This is a genomic window from Roseivivax isoporae LMG 25204 (assembly GCF_000521865.1).
Classification (GTDB): Bacteria; Pseudomonadota; Alphaproteobacteria; order Rhodobacterales; family Rhodobacteraceae; genus Roseivivax; species Roseivivax isoporae.
On sequence record NZ_JAME01000023.1, the window covers coordinates 19,774 to 33,783 of the forward strand.

Here is a 14,010-nt window from a genome sequence, read left to right on the forward strand (position 1 = left end):
GGCGTCACGCGCCCACCAGTGTGCAGATCCGCCGGGTGGCGGCCGCGTAGCCCTCGATCCCGAGGCCCGCGATCACGCCGTCGGCGCGGGCGCTGATGTAGGAATGGTGGCGGAAGCCCTCGCGCCGGTGGACGTTCGAGATGTGCACCTCGATCACCGGGCCGTCGAAGGCGTTGAGCGCGTCGAGGATTGCCACCGAAGTGTGCGTGTAGGCGCCCGCGTTGATGACGATGCCGCAGGCGGTGTCGCGCGCGCCGTGAATCAGCTCGACGATCTCGCCCTCGTGGTTCGACTGCGCCTGCCGGATGTCGAATCCCTCGGCGCAGGCGGCGCGGCAGGCCGCCTCGACGTCCGCGAGCGTCTCGTGGCCGTAGATCTCGGGTTGCCGCCGGCCGAGGAGGTTCAGGTTGGGACCGTTCAGAACGAGGATCGTCTTCATGCCGGGAGGGTTCCGCGAATGCGCCGCCGATGGCAAGCGCAAACGCGCGCGGATCAGCCCGCGGAGAGCGCCGCGGCGACGCCGCGCAGCTCGGCCAGGCCGCGCATGCGACCGAGATAGGGATAGCCGGCGCGCATCCCGCGGTCCTGGTCCCAGGCGATCATGTGGCCGTGGTCCGGGCGCATGGGCAGGGCCGCGCCGCGCCGTGCCTCGATCGCCAGCGCCACGCGCACGACCTCGACGAGGCGCGCGTCGCCGCCGAGATGCTCGGCCTCGTGGAAGCTGATCCCGTCCGCCTCGCGCCGGGTCGAGCGCAGGTGCAGAAAACGCACCCGGTCGCCCAGCCGGTCGAGCATGCGGGGGAGGTCGTTGTCCGCGCGCACGCCGAGCGACCCGGTGCAGAACGTGATCCCGTTCGCGGGCGATGCGGACTGCGCGACGATTGCCGCCAGGTCTGCCTCGGTCGACACCACGCGCGGCAGCCCGAAGAGGGGGAAGGGCGGATCGTCGGGATGGATGGCGAGATCGACGCCCGCCGCCTCGGCCGCGGGCAGGACGCGGTCGAGAAAGGCGAAGAGGTTCGTGCGCAGACCGTCCGCGCCGATGTCGCGATAGGCGTCGAGCCGGGCACGGAAGCTCTCGAGCGTCCAGCTTTCCTCGGCGCCCGGAAGGCCCGCGATGATCGTGTCGGTGAGCCGCGTGCGCGCGGCCGCGTCGAGCGTCGCGTGCCGCGCGGCGGCGGCCTCGACGATGTCGGGACGGTGGTCGGATTCGGCTTCGGACCGTTCCAGGACGTGGATGTCGAAGAGCGCGGCGTCGACCGCGTCGTAGCGCAGGCAGCGCGCGCCGTCGGGCAGCGCGTGCGAGAGATCGGTGCGCGTCCAGTCGAGGACAGGCATGAAGTTGTAGCACACGGTCCGGATGCCGGCCGCCCCGAGGACCCGCAGGCTGTCCGCCCAGGCGTCGGCATGCGCCTCCCAGCCCGGGGCGCCGGTCTTGATGTCCTCGTGCACGGGGATGCTCTCGACCACGACCCATTCGAGGCCGGCGTCGCGGATCATGTCGCGCCGCGCCTCGACGTCGGCCCTCGTCCAGGCTGTGCCCGCGGGCACGCCGTGCAGGGCGGTGACCACGCCGCGCGCGCCCGCCTGCCGGACGTCGGACAGGGTGATGGGATCGTCGGGGCCGAACCAGCGCCAGGACTCGATCATGGAAAGCCTTTCTTGAAGGGGGACGTGGCGCTCAGCCGGTGCGCGTGACCGGTTCGAAGAGGTAGCCGTCGAAGGACGGGTCCTCCACGTCCGACAGCGTCATCAGCGTCTCGCGCACGTTGCCGAGATGCCGCCACATGGCGGTCTGCGCCTGTTCCGGGTTGCGCGCCTGCAGCCCGGCGAGGATCGCCTGGTGGTCGTCGAGCCAGGCGCGGCGGTAGGTCGTCTCGAAGATGCGGTTGTGCAGCCGCGCCCACATCGGGCTCTGCTCGCGCTTGCGCCAGAGCTCCTCGACCACGTCGACGAGCACCGAGTTCTGCGTGGCCTCGGCGATCAGGCGGTGGAAGGCGCGGTCGCCGGAATAGTCCGGGTCGCCGCGCGCCATGTCGGCGCGCTCGGTCTCGAGCGCCTCGCGCAGGCGCAGGATGTCGTTCTTGGTCACCATGCGCGCGGCAAAGCCCGCGATGTCGGACTCGATCAGCTGGCGCGCCTGCAGCAGCTCGAAGGGCCCGATATCGTCGCGCGCCGGCTGGGCCGCCGTTGCGGGGTCGGAGATGTAGATGCCCGATCCCTTGCGAACCTCGACCACGCCCTCGATCTCGAGCAGGATCAGCGCCTCGCGCACCAGCGAGCGCGACACGCCCAGCCGGTCCGAGAGCGCGCGTTCCGGGATCAGCCGGTCGCCCGTGGCGAGCCGTTCGGCCGCGATCAGCGCGCGGATGGCGCGGGCGACGTCCTGGTACTGGCGTGGCGTCTTCATGTGTCCTCCTCCGCGGCGCGCTCTGCGTAATGCGCGGCGAGGATGTCGAAGGCCGGCTTCCTCGTCGTCTTGTCGGCCGCGATCAGGCCCTTGCGGTTCCACCCGCGCTGGAACACGTTCTGCCGCCGTTCCACGCGGAAATCGTAGAGAATCCAGGGCGACATGCCCTTCACGTAGTCGAGCCCGCGCAGCGTCGCGATCTGCTTCTCGTAGACCTCGGCCTGGTAGGCGAGCGAGAAGAGGCCGCTTTCCGGTCCCGCTTCGTGGTCGCCGTCGGCGCCGGTCTCGGAGATCACGACCGGGCGGTCGGGCGCGGAATTCTCGCCGATCACGCCCAGCTCGTCGAAATCCTCGTCATACCAGCCGTAATACTCGTTGATGCCGATCACGTCGATGTGCGCCGCGAGCCGGTCCTCGATGCGCAGCTTGCGGTGGTTGACGAGGCACGCGGCCGCGACGAGCCGCGTCGGGTCCTCGGCGCGCGCGGTCTCGGCGAGCTTGCGCATGAAGGAGAGCCGCGCGTCGGTGTCGGGGTTCTCGTTGCCGATCGACCAGATCACCACGCTGGCGCGGTTGCGGTCGCGCCGCACGAGTTCGGTGAGCTGGTTCGTGGCGTCACGCAGCGTCGCGGGATTGGCGAAGTCGATGGCCCAGTAGACCGGGATTTCCTCCCACAGCAGGAAGCCCATCTCGTCGGCGATCTCTGCCGCGCGCTCGTGGTGGGGATAGTGCGCGAGGCGCAGGAAATTGCAGCCGAGATCGCGCGCATGCGCGAAGCGGCGGCGGATGTCGGCCTCGCTCGTGCACTTGCCCGTCGCGGCGTCGTCCTCGTGCACCGAGATGCCGCGCAGGAAGATGGGCCGGCCGTTCAGCACGATCTCGGTGCCGCGCCGTTCGATGGTCCGGAACCCGACGCGGTCGCTGACGCGGTCGCCGCCGGCGGTGCAGGTGACGTCGTAGAGGTGCGGCGTCGCTGGCGACCAGAGGTCGGGCCGCGCGTCGAGGCGCGCCGTCCCGCGGCCGTCCTCGAGGGGGATGTCGACCGACGCGCCGAGGCCGGGGATCTCGACCCGCGCGGTGTCGGCGGGCCCGTCCACGGTCACGCTGGCGACGACCTGGCCGCCCTCGAGCCGGACGAAGAGGTCGCGCACCACGCTCGTCGGCGTCTCGTAGAGCGTCACCTCGCGGTAGATGCCGCCGTAGTTGAACCAGTCGGTGTTGCGCATGGGCACGCGGTCGCGCGTGCGCGCGTTGTTCACGCAGAGCGTCAAGTGGTTCTCGCCCTCCGCGAGCGCATCGGTCAGCTCGACGCAGAAGGGCGTCGAGCCGCCATAATGGTTGCCGAGAAATCGGCCGTTCACGAAGACCTTGCAGTCGTATTGGGCGGCGCCGATCCGCAGGAACCGGCGCCGGCCCGCGCCCAGGGGCGCGACGGTGAGGGCCCTAGTGTACCAGCCAGAGCCTTCGAAGAAGTACCACTTCTCCTTCAGCATCTGCCAGCACGAGGGCACCGGCACCGTCTCGCCCGCATGGGGGTCATAGTCCCAGGGTTCGATCCGATCCTCCGGTCGGGCCGGCGTCATGGCAAACCATTTCTGCCGGAGCCCGGTGTCGAGGAGGTCGACGCAGAAGTTCCAGTCTCCGTCGAGCGACCGGCCCTGCCGCCCGCCCGTGAAGATGAGGGTGTCCGCGTTCAGGTCCTGCGTGTTGAACGGACGGTCGTAGTCCTCGTCATGCAGGGCCTGGAGCGCGTTTTCCGCGATATCGGATCGTTCCAGCATGGCCGGATCAGGAACCCGAGCCGGCCGAGGCGCGGATGCGCTCGATCAGGTCGGCGACGGCGTCGGACTGTGCCGCGACTTCTTCGTACATCGGCTGCACGGCCTCGACGAAGGGCGCCTTGTCGACCTCGTGGATGGTCACGCCGAGCTCGCTCTGCGCCTGCTCGATGGCGGCGTCGGACGCCTCGGCCCAGGCTTCGCCGTGGCGGTCCTGCATCTCGGCGGCGGCGGTCATCAGCGCTTCCTGCTCCTCGGCGCTCATGGCGTCCCAGGCGCAGTTCGAGATCACCACGACCGACGGGATGATCGTGTGCTCGTCGAGCGAGAAGTCCGACACGACCTCGCCGTGGCGGGCGGTGGTCAGCGCGGTCGGGTTGTTCTCGGCCGCATCGACGACGCCCTGCTGCAGCGCGCTGTAGAGCTCGCCCCACGAGATCGGCGTCGGGTTGCCGCCCAGCAGCTCGACCATGCGGATGGCCGACGGCGAGGGCTGGACGCGCACCTTCACGCCCTGCAGGTCAGCGGGCGACAGGATCGGCTTTTGCGCGTAGAACGACCGCGCGCCCTCGGTCAGGAAGGCCACGCCGCGAAAGCCGTTGTCGGCGGAGGCGGCCAGGATGTCCTTCCCGATGTCGCCCGAGATCACCTGCTCGAAATGTTCTTCCGAATCGAAGACATAGGGCAGGTTGATCGCCGAGTAGCTTTCCTCGAAGGCCTCGAGCTCGGAGGCGTTCGACCGCGCCATCTCGAGCGCGCAGTTCTGCACGAGCTCCATCGATTCGCGCTGGGTGCCGAGCTGGGCGTTCGGGAAGATCTGGATCTCGACCTCGCCATCGGTCAGTTCCGACACGCGGTCGGCCATGTACTGCATCGACAGGTGGACCGGGTGGTCCGGCGGGTTGTTGTGGCTCAGCCGCATCGTGTCGGCATGGGCGCCGGCTGCTGCGGCGGCGACAAGCGCGCTTGTCGCGAAAAGGGCAGTGATCTTCATGGTCTCCTCCCGGGAATCTGGATGCTTGGCCGCCGGATCGGCCGACCAATCACGTGGGATGATGGGCCGGTTGCGGCAAGGCAGTCAACCAAAATTCCAAAATTGGTTGACCAAAATCTCCGATCCTGACAGGTTGCCCCAACGCTCTCGGCACGGAGGAGACGAGATGACGGACGTTCGGGCACTGGTTGGACGCGCACCGGGAGGTGCGCCATGAAGCGGGCGGTCGACGCGGTGCTGCGCACCACGGTCATCGCGATCTTCGCGGTCCTCGTGGTCTGCGTGTGCTGGCAGGTGGTCAGCCGCTACGTGCTGGGCACGCCGAGCGTCCTGACCGACGAGATCGCGCGCTTTCTGTTCATGTGGCTCGCGCTCATCGGCGGGGCCTACACCTTCGGCGCGAGGCGCCACCTCGCCATCGACCTGCTGACCTCCGGTCTGACCGGCCGCAAGCAGCTCGCCTCCGAGGCGGCGGTGCTGGTCGTCGTCATCGCCTTCGCCCTCGTGGTGATGGTCTGGGGCGGCGGGACGCTTGTCGCGCGGACCTTCGCCTCGGGGCAGGTCACGCCGGCGCTGCGCATCTCGATGGGATGGGTCTACGCCGCGATCCCCTTCGCGGGCATCGTCATCAGCTATTTCTGCCTGCTCTTCTTCGCCGACATCGCCCGGGGCCGGATGCCCTCGGCCGAAGGCGACGTCGAGCTGCCGCTCGAGTGAGGAGGCACCCGTGAACACAGCGATTCTCGTCCTTTTCGGCTCCTTCGCCGTCTTCATGGCCATGGGCGTGCCCGTGGCCTTCGCGATCGGGTCCGCCGCGACGCTCACCTTCTTCCTCTTCATGGGGTTCGAGCAGTCGATCTTCATCGTCGCCCAGCAGATGGCCTCGGGGCTCGACAGCTTCACGCTGCTCGCGATCCCGTTCTTCATCCTCGCGGGCAACATCATGAACCGCGGCGGCATCGCCATCCGCCTCATCGACTTCGCTAAGGTGCTGGCGGGCCGGCTGCCCGGCGCGCTCGCCCACTGCAACGTCATCGCCAACATGCTCTTCGGCTCGATCTCGGGCTCCGCGGTCGCCTCGGCCGCGGCGGTGGGCGGCGTCATGGCGCCGCTGCAGGAACGCGAGGGGTACGACCGCAGCTTCTCGGCCGCGGTCAACATCGCGTCGAGTCCCACCGGCCTGCTGATCCCGCCCTCGGCGACGCTGATCGTCTACTCGCTCATCACCGGCGGAACCTCGATCGCCGCGCTCTTCGTGGCGGGCTACCTGCCGGGGCTCCTGATGGGGCTCGGGCTGATGCTGGTCGCGGGCATCATCGCCAAGCGGCGCGGCTACCCTGTCTCGCCCCGGCCGAGCTGGAGCGTGGTCTGGCGCGCGGGCCGCGACGCGGTCCTGCCGCTCGGCCTCATCGTGGTCATCATGGGCGGCATCATCACGGGCATCTTCACCGCGACCGAGGCATCGGCCGCCGCCGTGGTCTACGCGCTCGTCCTCGCGCTCGTGTGGTACCGCGAGATCGGGCTGCGCGACCTGCCTAAGATCCTCATGGAAAGCGCGGTCACCACCTCGGTCGTGCTGCTGATGATCGGGGCGTCCATCGCGATGAGCCGCGCCATGGCGTTCGGCATGATCCCGAACACGATCTCGGACGTGCTCCTGAACATCTCCGAGAACCCGCTGGCGATCCTGCTCGCCATCAACATCACGCTGCTGCTGATCGGCACGTTCATGGACATGACGCCGGCGCTGCTGATCTTCACGCCGATCTTCCTGCCGGTGGTGGGCGATCTGGGCATGGACCCGGTGCATTTCGGCATCGTGATGACCTTCAACCTCTGCATCGGCATCTGCACGCCGCCGGTGGGATCGGCGCTCTTCGTCGGCTGCTCGGTCGGCGGCACCTCGATCGCCGAGGTCATCCGACCGCTCCTGCCGCTCTACGCCGTGCTCGTGACGCTGCTCATGGTCGTGACCTACGTGCCCGAGATCAGCCTCTTCCTGCCGCGCGTGCTCCTGGGATACGGACAATGAAGACACTTCGCCACTGGACCGTGACCGCCCGCCACGCGGCCGGCGCCGACCTCCTGGTCGAGGGGCGCCACATCCTGCGCCTCCGTGCGCTCGGGGAAGACCTGATCCGGGTGTCGCTGCTCAAGGACGGGGTCTGGCGGCTCGACCGGACGTGGACCATCGCGCCCGGGGGCGAGGTGCCCTGGGAGGGGCGGCACCGCGACGACCTCTCGGGATTTTCCTGTCCCCCGGTGACCATCCGCGAGGAGGAGGGCGCGCTCGCGCTCGAGACCGCGACCCTGCGGCTCACCGTGGCGCAGCCCCTGCACCTGGCCTGGGCCGCGCGCGTCGATGGCGCCTGGGTGACCTTCGCCGAGGAACGTCCCACGGGCGGCGTCCTCCTCGGTACCGACGACCACCGGCACGGCCATTTCCTGCGCCGCCATCCGGGCGAGCGCGTGCACGGTCTGGGCGAGAAGACGGGCGACCTGGAACGGTCCGGGCGCCGGTTCGAGATGCGCAACCTCGACGCCATGGGCTACGACGCGGAACGGACCGATCCGCTCTACAAGCACGTGCCCTTCACCATGACGCAGACGCCGGCGGCCGGCGCATGGTCGATCTTCTACGACAACCTCGCCTCGTGCTGGTTCGACCTCGGCAACGAACTCGACAACTACCATCTGCCCTACCGGTCCTTCCGGGCCGAGGATGGCGATCTCGACTACTGCGTAAGGTGGGCGCCGCGGCTCCTCGACCTCGTGAAGGGGCAGGTGCGGCTGACCGGCGGCACGGCCTTCCCGCCGCGCTGGACGCTCGGCTATTCCGGATCGACCATGAGCTACACCGACGCGCCCGACGCGCAGGCGCGGCTCGAGAGCTTTCTCGACCGGATCGCCGAACACGACATTCCCTGCGACAGCTTCCAGATGTCCTCGGGCTACACGTCGATCGGAGCCAAGCGCTACGTGTTCAACTGGAACCGCGAAAAGGTGCCGGACGTCGACGCGATGACGGCAAGGTTCCGCGATGCGGGCATCCACCTCATCGCCAACATCAAGCCGTGCTTGCTGCAGGATCATCCGCAATACGGGTCGGCGGCCGAGGCCGGTCTCTTCGTGCGCGACAGCGAGGCGCCGGAGGCTCCCGAACGGTCGAGCTTCTGGGATGACGAGGGCTCGCATCTCGATTTCACCAATCCCGACGCGGTCGCCTGGTGGAAGGACGGCGTGACCCGTCAGCTTCTGGCGCACGGCATCGGGTCGACCTGGAACGACAACAACGAATACGAGATCTGGGACCGCAAGGCGGTCTGCGCGGGCTTCGGCACGCCGGTCGAGGTGGGGCTCCTGCGCCCGCTCATGCCGATCCTGATGACCCGCGCCTCAGAGGAGGCGCAGCGCGCGCACGCGCCCGGACAGCGTCCCTACCTGATCTCGCGCTCGGGCGCGCCCGGGCTGCAGCGGCATGCGCAGACCTGGTCGGGCGACAACCGCACCGAGTGGAAGACGCTGCGCTACAACATCCGCACGGGTCTCGGGATGAGCCTCTCGGGCTTCTACAATATCGGCCACGACGTGGGCGGTTTTGCCGGGCCGCGCCCGGAGCCGGAGCTGTTCGTGCGCTGGGTGCAGAACGGCATCTTCCACCCGCGCTTCACCATCCATTCCTGGAACGACGACGGCACGGTGAACGAGCCGTGGATGTATCCCGAGGTGCTGCCGCAGATCCGCGATGCGCTGGCGCTGCGCTACCGCCTGCTGCCCTACCTCTACACCTGCCTCCGCCAGGCGGTGGCGGAAGGCGAGCCGATGCTGCGCCCGCTCTTCCTCGACCATCCCGACGACCCCGCCGCCTGGGAGGAGCGCGACGAGTTCCTGCTGGGCCGCGACCTGCTCGTCGCGAACGTGATCGACAAGGGCGCGACCGCGCGGCACGTGCGCCTTCCGCGGAACGCGACAGGGTGGTGGGACTTCCACACCGGGACCTGGCACGCGCCGGGCAGCGTGGTCACGCTCGCGGTCGATCTCGGATCGATGCCGCTCTTCGTGCGGGCGGGCGCGGTCCTGCCGATGTCCGCGGGTGCCCTGCGCGCCGCCCCCGACGCCGATCAAGGGCGCGAGCTGCACCTCTTCCCCGCGCCCGAGGGCACGGGCGGCGGGCTCCTCTACGAGGATGACGGCGTGAGCGTCGATCCGGTGTACAGCCTGCTCGACTTCACGCTCGCGGCCGATGGCGAGGCGGTGACGCTCGAGTGGCGCCAGCGCGGCGCCGGCGCGCCGGTCCTGCCGACCGCGCGCCTCGTCCTGCCCGCCGGGGAACGCCGGTCCCTGCGGGTCCGGGGCACAGAGGTCGCATCGGGCGCGGAGGTGACGCTGTGAGCGCAGGCGACGTGACCTTCGAGGCGCCGCGCCACGACCGCGCGGCACTGCGTCCGAGGATCCTGCACCTGGGCTTCGGCGCGTTCGGCCGCGCGCATCCCATGTGGTTCCTCGACCGCGGGCTCGATGCCGCGGGCGGCGACTGGGGCGTGATCGCCGCGCGGCTCAATTCCGGGGCGGACGCGCTCGACGCGCTCGACGCGGCGCAGGGGCGCTACCACGTGGCGGCCGCGGACGAGCAGTCGGCCCGGGTGCGGCGCATCGACTGCGTGATCGGCACCCGCCATCCCGCGCGGGACGGATCGGACGCGCTGCCCGACCTGATCGCGACGCCGGGCCTCGACGTGATCCTGCTGACGGTGACCGAGAAGGGCTATTGCCAGAGGGCCGGGCGGCTCGATCCCGACCGCCCCGACGTGGCGGCCGACCTCGCGCGCCAAGGGGAACCCGGCACCGCGATCGGCGTGCTGGCCGAAGGGCTGCGACGCCGCCGCGATGCGGACGGCGCGGGCCTGACGATCCTGTCCTGCGACAACATCCCCGGCAACGGTGACCTCCTGCGCCGCGTCGTGCGCGATTTCGCCGAACGGGTCGCGCCCGACCTCGCCGAGTGGATCGGCGACAAGGTGGCCTTTCCGAATTCCATGGTCGACCGCATCACCCCGGCGCTCGACGCCGATGGCCGCGCGCTCCTGCGCGACGCGGTCGGCGGCGAGGACGCGAACGGGATCGTGACCGAGCCCTTCCACCAGTGGGTGATCGAGGACCGGTTCGTTGGGCCGCGCCCGCCCTTCGCCGAGGGCGGTGCGGAACTCGTGGCCGACGTGCGGCCCTTCGAGGAGATGAAGCTGCGCATGCTGAACGGCGCGCACACCTTCCTCGCCCATGCGGGCCGCCTTGCGGGGCACGAGACCGTGGCCGACGCCATCGGCGATCCGGTCCTGCGGGCCGCCACGCGTCGCCTTATGATGGACGAGCAGGTGCCGACCCTCGACATGCCCGGGGGCGTCGACCTTGCCGCCTATGCCGACGCGCTCGTCGCGCGGTTCGACAACACCCGGCTGCGCCACAGGCTGGACCAGATCGCGCAGGACACGAGCCAGAAGGTGCCGCAGCGCCTGCTGGCGCCCGCCGCCGCGAACGCCGCCGCCGGGCGCGGCTGGCCGCTGACCGCGCTTGCCATCGCGAGCTGGATCGTCGCGCTGCGCGAGTTGCCCGCTGTGGCCGATCCCCGGCAGGACGACCTGCGTCAGGCGGCGTCGGGATCCGATCCCGTCGCGTCGGTCCTGTCCCTGCCGGGACTCGCGGACGCGCCCGACGCGCTCCTCGGGCCCGTCACCGACGCCCATGCAACCATCGCCGAGCGCGGCATCTCGGCCGCGCTGAAGGAGGCCATGTGACCCGGTTCCTGAACGACGACTTCCTGCTCGACACGGGCGAGGCGCGGCGGCTCTTTCACGAGGTGGCCCGCGACCTGCCCATCATCGACTACCACAACCACCTGCCGCCGGCCGAAATCGCCGAGGACCTGCACTGGAGCGAGCTCGGCACGCTGTGGCTCGGGCACGACCACTACAAGTGGCGGGTGATGCGCTGGGCGGGGATCGAGGAGCGGCTCGTGACCGGCGATGCCGATCCGCGCGACAAGTTCGACGCCTTCGCGCGCGCCATGCCGCGCATGATCGGCAACCCTGTGCACCACTGGAGCCACCTCGAGCTCTGGCGCTATTTCGACCTCGACGGGACGGTGCTGAGCGCCGAGACCGCGGACCGCGTCTGGGACGTGACGCGGGAGCGGCTCGCACAGCCGGATTTCGGGGCGCAGGGACTGCTCACGCGCATGAAGGTCGAGCTCGTGGGCACGACGGACGACCCGCTCGACACGCTCGAACACCATGCCGCGCTGCGCGGCGCGCCGTGGCGCGTGGTGCCGACCTTCCGGCCCGACCCGGCAGTCAAGATCGACGCGGCGGGCTTTTCCGACTGGGTGGCGCGGCTCGAGGCGGCGACGCACCCGATCCGCGGCTTCGACGACCTCGTGGGCGCGCTCGAGACCCGGCTCGACCACTTCGTGGCCCATGGCTGCCGGGCAGCGGACCACGGCATCGACCGGCTCGACGCGGGGGCGGAGGTGGCGGGGGCCACGCTCGACGCCGCGCTCGACGCGGCACGGGCAGGGCGCGCGGTCGCGGCGGACGACGCCGCGTCGTGGCGCGCGGCGCTCTTCGTGGCGCTGGGGCGGGCCTATGCGCGCCGCGGCCTCGTCATGCAGCTGCACGTCAACGCGCTGCGCAACACCCGCACGCGGCTCCTCGACGCCGCGGGGCGGGACGCCGGCGCGGACTCGATCCGCGACATCGCGGTGGCCGAGCCGCTCAACGCGCTCCTCGACCGGCTCGACCGGACGGAGGAGCTGCCGCGCATGGTGATCTACGGCCTCGATCCGACGCGCAACCCGGCCATCGTCACCACCGCCGGCAACTTCCAGGACGGCAGCGTGCCCGGCAAGGTGCAGGCCGGGACGGCATGGTGGTTCAACGACCAGCTCGACGGGATGGAGGACCAGATCCGCACCCTGTCGCAGATGGGCCTGATCTCGACCTTCCTCGGGATGCTCACCGACAGCCGGTCGTTCCTGTCCTTCCCGCGCCACGAATATTTCCGCAGGCTCTTCTGCCGCATCGTCGGACGCTGGCAGGTCGAGGGCCACGTCCCGGACGCGCCCGACATGCTCGACGCGCTCGTCCGCGACGTCTGCTACCGCAACGCCCGAGACTGGTTCGCGGCGCCCGGGGCGGACTGAGCCCCGCCGCCCTCAGGGCTGCGCCACGCTGCGCAGCTCCTCCTCCGTCTTGGAATAATGCTCGGTCGTGAGCGCGCAGGCGGTCTCGGCATCGCGCGCGAGCACCGCGTCCGAGATCGCCCGGTGCTCAGCGCCGAGATCGCGGGTGCTGCGCGCGCTGCCCACGGACACCCGGCGGTACCTCTCGGCCAGCATCTGCAGCCCGTCGCGCACCCGCAAGAGCCATTGCGACCCGCAGGCCGATACCATCGCCCTGTGGAAGGTCGTGTTGGCTTGCTCCCACGCATCCGTTCCGGGTGACGTTTCGCGGTCGGCCTTGGCCATGAGGTAGCTCGCCGAGACGACACTGCCCTCCCAGTCGTTGCCGCCCTGCGCGATGGCCAGGCGCAGCGCCTCGCGTTCCACGGCGATTCGCGCCCGCGTGAGGTCGCGGAACTCGTCTGGATCGAGCGGCGCGACGGTGAACCCGCGGTTGCCCTCGGCGATCACCAGCCCGTCGGCCGACAGACGCTGCAGCGCCTCCCGCAGCGGGCTCGCGCCGATTCCGTAAAGCTCGCGCAGGCGCTCTATCCGCAGGCGTTCACCGGGTTTTCTGTCGCCGGAGATGATGTCGCGCTTGAGGCGCGACCAGGCGATGTCCGCCAGCGTGGACCCCGGCTCGGGTTCAAGAGGCGTCAGAATCGCATCCATGCTCAACGATGCTCCGGAATTGACAGATCGATCAAGTCGTGCTCAATTTTATCGGTAAAGGGAGAGATTGTCGATAAAATGAAGTACGTGACATTGGAGACGGAGGGGAAGCCCGCGGCCGGGATCCTCGAGGGGGACGAGATCCGCATCTGCGCCGAGGGCGAGGGGGCGCGAGACGCCGTGATCGACGCCATCGTCGCGGGTGAGCTTGCAGGCTGGGACACCAGGGAGGGACGGCGCGTGCCGCTGTCGGCGGTCCGGCTTTTGGCGCCGATCCCTCTGCCCCGCGGGGCGATCTACTGCGTGGGCAAGAACTACCACGCGCATGCGGACGAGTTTCACAGCTCCGGTTTCGACAGCTCGAGCAAGGAGGCCGTGCCGAAGCACCCGGTGATCTTCACCAAGCCGCCGCACAGCGTGGTCGGCCCCGAGACGCCCGTGCGCGGCTCGCTCGACCCCACCGGGACGGTCGACTACGAGGGCGAGCTCGGCGTTGTGATCGGCAAGGCGGCGTTCCAGGTGGACAAGGCCAGCGCCTACGACCACGTGCTGGGTTATGTCATCATTAACGACGTCACATCGCGCGAGCTTCAGCGCCAGCATGGGCAGTGGACCATCGGCAAAGGACTCGACACGTTCTGTCCAATGGGTCCGTGGCTCGTCAGCGCGGACGAGGCGGGTGATCCCGCGCGGATGGAACTGCGGACCGAGATCAACGGAGAGCTGCGCCAGAAGGCGAGCGTCTCTGACCTCGTCTTCGACATCCCGACGCTGATCGAGACCATGAGCCGCACGATGACGCTGCATCCGGGCGACATCATCGCCACGGGCACCGCGGCGGGCGTCGGCATCGGCTTTACCCCACCCCGGTACCTCCAGCGCGGTGACGTGATGCGGGTGTCGATCACCGGGCTCGGCGCGCTCGAGAACACGGTCGAATAGG

12 protein-coding genes are annotated in these 14,010 nt (G+C 69.8%); 6 read left to right on the forward strand and 6 right to left on the reverse strand.

The window, feature by feature from the left end; genetic code table 11:
* Positions 1-4: 4 nt before the first annotated feature.
* From aroQ to RISW2_RS14760, 5 genes are read right to left on the reverse strand one after another with little or no spacing between them, the layout of a single operon-like run.
* Positions 5-439, reverse strand: coding sequence for a type II 3-dehydroquinate dehydratase (gene aroQ / locus RISW2_RS14740; RefSeq protein ID WP_043772644.1), 435 nt, complete (start codon positions 437-439; stop codon positions 5-7).
* A 53-nt stretch (positions 440-492) separates the two neighbouring features.
* Complete coding sequence (uxuA, locus tag RISW2_RS14745) at positions 493-1,650, reverse strand: mannonate dehydratase (protein ID WP_043772646.1); 1,158 nt, start codon at positions 1,648-1,650, stop codon at positions 493-495.
* Positions 1,651-1,681: 31 nt separating this feature from the next.
* The gene (locus RISW2_RS14750; protein ID WP_043772649.1) at positions 1,682-2,410 is read right to left on the reverse strand and encodes an FCD domain-containing protein; all 729 of its coding nucleotides are present in this window, start codon (positions 2,408-2,410) and stop codon (positions 1,682-1,684) included.
* Positions 2,407-4,191: a glycoside hydrolase family 2 protein gene (locus tag RISW2_RS14755; protein ID WP_043772651.1), complete on the reverse strand. Its 1,785-nt coding sequence runs from the start codon at positions 4,189-4,191 to the stop codon at positions 2,407-2,409. Before RISW2_RS14755 ends, RISW2_RS14750 begins: the two co-directional genes overlap by 4 nt.
* Before the next feature lie 7 nt (positions 4,192-4,198).
* A complete protein-coding gene (locus RISW2_RS14760) occupies positions 4,199-5,182 on the reverse strand; it encodes a TRAP transporter substrate-binding protein (protein ID WP_043772653.1) in 984 nt (327 codons plus the stop codon).
* A 213-nt stretch (positions 5,183-5,395) separates the two neighbouring features.
* Between RISW2_RS14760 and RISW2_RS14765 the strand changes: the two genes are divergently transcribed.
* Genes RISW2_RS14765 through uxaC form a run of 5 tightly spaced genes read left to right on the forward strand, consistent with a single transcriptional unit; the run spans position 5,396 to position 12,377 of the window.
* On the forward strand, positions 5,396-5,899 hold the full coding sequence (locus tag RISW2_RS14765; protein WP_043772656.1) for a TRAP transporter small permease: 504 nt from the start codon (positions 5,396-5,398) through the stop codon (positions 5,897-5,899).
* A 10-nt stretch (positions 5,900-5,909) separates the two neighbouring features.
* Positions 5,910-7,214 (forward strand): TRAP transporter large permease, encoded by a 1,305-nt coding sequence (locus RISW2_RS14770; RefSeq protein WP_043772659.1) that lies wholly within the window; start codon positions 5,910-5,912, stop codon positions 7,212-7,214.
* The gene (locus tag RISW2_RS14775; RefSeq protein WP_043772663.1) at positions 7,211-9,574 is read left to right on the forward strand and encodes a glycoside hydrolase family 31 protein; all 2,364 of its coding nucleotides are present in this window, start codon (positions 7,211-7,213) and stop codon (positions 9,572-9,574) included. Before RISW2_RS14770 ends, RISW2_RS14775 begins: the two co-directional genes overlap by 4 nt.
* The gene (locus RISW2_RS14780) at positions 9,571-10,974 is read left to right on the forward strand and encodes a mannitol dehydrogenase family protein (RefSeq protein ID WP_043772665.1); all 1,404 of its coding nucleotides are present in this window, start codon (positions 9,571-9,573) and stop codon (positions 10,972-10,974) included. Before RISW2_RS14775 ends, RISW2_RS14780 begins: the two co-directional genes overlap by 4 nt.
* Entirely contained in the window at positions 10,971-12,377 is a 1,407-nt protein-coding gene (gene uxaC, locus RISW2_RS14785) for a glucuronate isomerase (protein WP_043772667.1), read from the forward strand. Before RISW2_RS14780 ends, uxaC begins: the two co-directional genes overlap by 4 nt.
* A gap of 12 nt (positions 12,378-12,389) precedes the next feature.
* Here the strand turns inward: uxaC and RISW2_RS14790 are convergent, their stop codons facing one another.
* A complete protein-coding gene (locus RISW2_RS14790) occupies positions 12,390-13,067 on the reverse strand; it encodes a GntR family transcriptional regulator (RefSeq protein WP_051492055.1) in 678 nt (225 codons plus the stop codon).
* 87 nt (positions 13,068-13,154) lie between these two features.
* On the opposite strand from RISW2_RS14790, the gene RISW2_RS14795 reads away from it, so the two are divergent.
* Entirely contained in the window at positions 13,155-14,009 is an 855-nt protein-coding gene (locus RISW2_RS14795) for a fumarylacetoacetate hydrolase family protein (protein ID WP_244437579.1), read from the forward strand.
* The last annotated feature ends 1 nt before the right edge of the window (position 14,010 follow it).